This window comes from Candidatus Aquicultor sp. (genome assembly GCF_054640775.1).
Genome location: NZ_JBTSLF010000196.1, coordinates 1 through 4,390, shown reverse-complemented (window position 1 = coordinate 4,390; position 4,390 = coordinate 1). Strand labels below are relative to the sequence as shown.

3 protein-coding genes and 1 pseudogene are annotated in these 4,390 nt (G+C 39.7%); all 4 read left to right on the top strand.

The features are described 5' to 3' along the window. A pseudogene (locus tag ACYC56_RS12570) lies at positions 1–425 on the top strand (aminomethyl-transferring glycine dehydrogenase); the annotation flags it as partial. A gap of 1,124 nt (positions 426–1,549) precedes the next feature. After that, the gene (locus ACYC56_RS12565; protein ID WP_461374520.1) at positions 1,550–2,278 is read left to right on the top strand and encodes a hypothetical protein; all 729 of its coding nucleotides are present in this window, start codon (positions 1,550–1,552) and stop codon (positions 2,276–2,278) included. Between the two features lie 299 nt (positions 2,279–2,577). After that, the gene (locus tag ACYC56_RS12560; RefSeq protein ID WP_461374519.1) at positions 2,578–3,291 is read left to right on the top strand and encodes a hypothetical protein; all 714 of its coding nucleotides are present in this window, start codon (positions 2,578–2,580) and stop codon (positions 3,289–3,291) included. A 156-nt stretch (positions 3,292–3,447) separates the two neighbouring features. Continuing rightward, positions 3,448–4,390, top strand: a 943-nt coding sequence (locus ACYC56_RS12555; protein WP_461374518.1) for an ImmA/IrrE family metallo-endopeptidase, incomplete at its 3' end; no start/stop codon positions are given.

Genomic DNA, 4,390 nt, shown 5'->3' with positions numbered 1-4,390 from the left:
GCGATTTTAAAAGAACAGCGAATGTTGAAGTGGAAGATATTGCAAAGCGGTTAATGGATTACGGATTCCATGCGCCGACAATTTCTTTCCCGGTTCACGGAACAGTAATGATAGAGCCGACGGAAAGCGAATCAAAAAAAGAATTAGACCGTTTCTGCGAAGCGATGATCCTTATTAAAAAAGAAATGGATGCAATTGAAAACGGTGCTGCCGATAAAGAAGATAATGTAATTAAAAACGCACCACACACCATGCACGCAGTCTCCGCTACGGAATGGAAGCACAACTATTCTCGTGAAGAAGCGGCATTCCCGACCACATGGACGAAACAATTTAAATTCTGGCCTGCAACAGCTAAAGTGAACAATGCATTCGGAGATAGAAATTTAGTTTGCAGTTGTCCCCCGGTGGAAGAGTACAGATAAAGATTGCAAGATTGCAAGATTAAAAGATTGGAAGAGAAGTCAGAATGTAATTTATTCTGACTTCTGTATTCTGATTTCTTACAACTTGAAGAGCAATTATTCTGTTTCGTTTTACTATTTCCCGAATGGCAGGTGCATAAAATTTTTATTTAGTTCTTGACATCACATATAAATTTTCTTAGTTTCGCTTATCAGAATAACAATTTGACCGGGTGGTATGTTTTATTTGTTAGGTTGGTTACAAAAAAGATTTTCAAAATGGACTAACGATAGTTATCCCTTTTCAAAAAATTCATCCGCAGATGAAGCTGGTAAAATAATATTCCGTTCAATCTCTCATCATTTTATTCCGAACAATAAATTCTCCAAAAACTTAAAACTCACTTCTTACAATTCAAAAAGTACTTTCAAAGATTTAAAGAATATTTGCCGCATGTTGGATTTTAAAACTCACGAAACGCGTACTTTTTTTTCGGCATGAAAAAGAAAATAAAGGAGAATAACTACTACAAACCTGCGAACCGATTTTGTGGTTATGGGAGGTAATTTGAAATCCGCGCGAGGTAATTTGAAAATGATGGAAAGTATTTTGTAAGCAATGCGAGGTATTTTGAAAACCGTGCGAAGTGTTTCGAAAGTCGTGCGAGGTGTTTTGAAAGTCGTGCGGAGTGTTTCGAAAGTCGTGCGAGGTGTTTTGAAAGTCGTACGAAGTGATTGAAAAGTGATGCGACGCAAAATGAAAACCGTGCGAAGCGTTTTGTAAATCGTGCGAAGTGTTTTGAAAGTCGTGCGAAGTGATTGAAATGTGATGCGACGCAAAATGAAAATCGTGCGAAGTGATTGAAAAGTGATGCGACGCAAAATGAAAGTCGTGCGAAGTGTTTTGAAAGTCGTGCGAAGTGATTGAAAAGTGATGCGACGCAAAATGAAAGTCGTGCGAAGCGTTTTGAAAGTCGTGCGAAGTGTCTTAAAAAGTGCGCGAAAAACACGAAAAGTTGTGAATTTAGGCTAAAATTGTTGTTTTTCTTCAAAGGAGAGAGAGGAAATAACTACTTTACAAATAGGGAAGGCGGGAAAAATCCGCCATTCCATAATTTCAAACTCCATAATAAAGGGAGGTCTGAATGACACCACACCAGGAAAATAAGTTAGAGATGTATGGGACTGTAATCAAATTCGGGAAAAGATTTACGAAGGAGGTATCAGCAATTCCGGCGCTTGAGAGGGCGTTTAGTAATTTAGCCAGAGCAGTAAGTTTGATAAAGTTTAAGAGCCAAAACGAGGAAGAAACTGCTACAGGTACGTTCGAATTAATACAAGACGCAAGGTTTGCATTAATTGCAGTTTTAGTTCCGGCAACCGGGGCGCTATCTTCCTATGCAAGGAATAAAAGACTTGCTGAGGAGAAAAGGATGACGTTTAAAATAACGCGGGGTTCGTTAAACAAACTAAACCAAACGGATCTTCAACAGAAAATAACTATTCTTTATAAACTGCTTAATGCGAATAAAGCAAATCTAAGAGAGTACGGGATAGATGCCTCAAAAATTGTTATTCTCAAACAAAAGATAGATGCATTTAATACCGCCATAAACACACATGAAGAGAGTGGTTCTGAAAGATCACGCACTTATATAGAGATAAATAGAGCCTTTTCAGCTGCAGATTACGTTTTAAGGGGAGACATCGACTGCTTAATGGAAATTCTCCGTGAAGATAATCCGGAGATATATAATAAGTTTCTCTCCGCTAGGTTAATTAAGGATTCGGTCGTGGGGTATAAAACGGATAATGAGGGAATCTTTAGCCGGATTAGCCGGCGCCTCCGGCGCGGTAAAAAGTTATGGTTATAGAGACCTATCGAGGGAAGCGTGTCGATAATAATGGTTGTGCCTGAGGTGGATGAATAATGTACCCCCCGGGGTTTAGATTAGCCTCTGGCGCGATATTAGTTGAAAATCATGTAATGTGTTTTGAAAGTTGTGCGAAGTGATTTGAAAAGTGTGCGAAAAATGAGAAAAGTTGTGAATTTAGGCTAAAATTGTTGTTTTTCTTCAAAAGAGATTGAAAAAGGTAAATACTTTACCAAACCCGCGCTGCCGGAAAAACCGGCTGACGCGATATTTCAAACAACAAAATAAAAGGAGTCTTTATGACACCCCACCAGGAAAACAAGTTAGTAATGTACGGAGCCGTAATAGCTTTTGAGAAGCGGTTTACGGAGATCATCGGCGCGATACCGGCGCTTGCAGCGGCATTCGGAAAGTTTACCGAAGCCGTAGGACTGATAAAGTCCAAGAGCAAAAAAAAGGAGGAGGTAGTAGCCGGGAAGATCGAGGCGAGGGAGAAAGCGAAGATAGCACTGGTAACTTCTTTAGTTCCGGCAACCGGAGCGCTGCACTCATACGCAAGAAAAAATAGTCTTGAAGAGATGAAAAAGCTTACGTATAAGGTAACGCGTGCTTCGTTAAATAAACTTAACCAGACGGAGTTTGAGCAGAAGGTGGGTATCCTCTACAATCTGCTTGAGACGAATAAAACCAGTCTTGGCGATTACGGAACACCGGCGGCAAAGGTTGACGCGGTTAAGGTGAATATTGACGCCTACAACGGTGCGAAAGAAGCGCATAAGGGGAGCGGCAATGAAAAGTCGAGCGCGAACACAGCGATGGATGAAGCCTTTGCAACTGCGGACGACATCTTGAAAGGGGACATCGACAGAATGATGGAAATCCCCCGCGAGGCTAATCCGGAGATGTATAATGAGTATATCTCGGCAAGGGTAATAAAGGATATGAGCGGAGGACATAGACCGGATGAGGGAGAGAATCCCCCGCCGGATGAGCCGACGCCACCGGCGCAGTAAGTGTAACTATAGAGACACGCCATTGTGGCGTGTCTCTATTTTTAATTATTGTTCTTGGGAATATGTATAAATGGTTTTAGATTTATGATACCAATTATATAAAAATATGATTGCTGTACTTGATGTATATTTTAATGGATGAAGAAAGAATAATAAATGGCAGACAAAGCTTACATAACACCCAAAGTACTTAAATGGGCAAGAGAATCCGCCCGTATGTCTTTGGAAGTAGCCGCTGCTAAAGTTTTAAAAAATCCTAACCAGCTAAAAGAATGGGAAGATGGAATAACTCAACCTACCATACGGCAGGCAGAAACATTGGCAAAAGCTTACCGAAGACCTTTTGCACTTTTTTTCTTACCCGATGTACCCCGTGACTTTAAACCTTTGCAAGATTTTCGTAAGCCAAACGCTAAACCGCTTAGCACGGCTTCTCTCTTTATTATTAGGGAAATACAACAAAAGCAAACCTGGATAAGTGATGTGTACCAGGAAAATAATGAGAAGCAATTATCTTTTGTTGGGAAATACTCTATTCATTCAAATCCTTTGGAGGTTGCTAACGATATTTTAAAAACTCTTAAAATCTCACCCGCAAATTACACAACCGACAATCCAATAAAAGAATGGATCAACAAAGCTGAAGCTAAAGGAATATTTATTTCACGTACAAGCTTTATTCATTCAAGGCTGTTATTGGATAACGAAGAATTACAGGGCTTTGCAGTTATAGATAACTATGCCCCCTTTGTTTTTATCAATTCCGACGATTGGAATGCCCCACAACTTTTTACATTAGTGCATGAATTGGCGCATATCTGGATAGCTGAATCGGGTATCTCAAATGAAATTGAAATTGGCTTGACTAAAAAGGACAACCTTAACCCGATAGAATTGTTTTGCAATGAAGTTGCCGCGAATGCTCTTATGCCTTTAGCATTAATGGATCAAATTTCTAACACAGTTTACAATTCATTCAACAATGTTTTCCAAACGGCAAAATTATTTGGTGTTAGCGCTTTTGCATTATTAATAAGGGCATACAAATTACAGAAGATTTCTCTTGCTACTTACAATGGATTGAAAGCAACAGCAGACC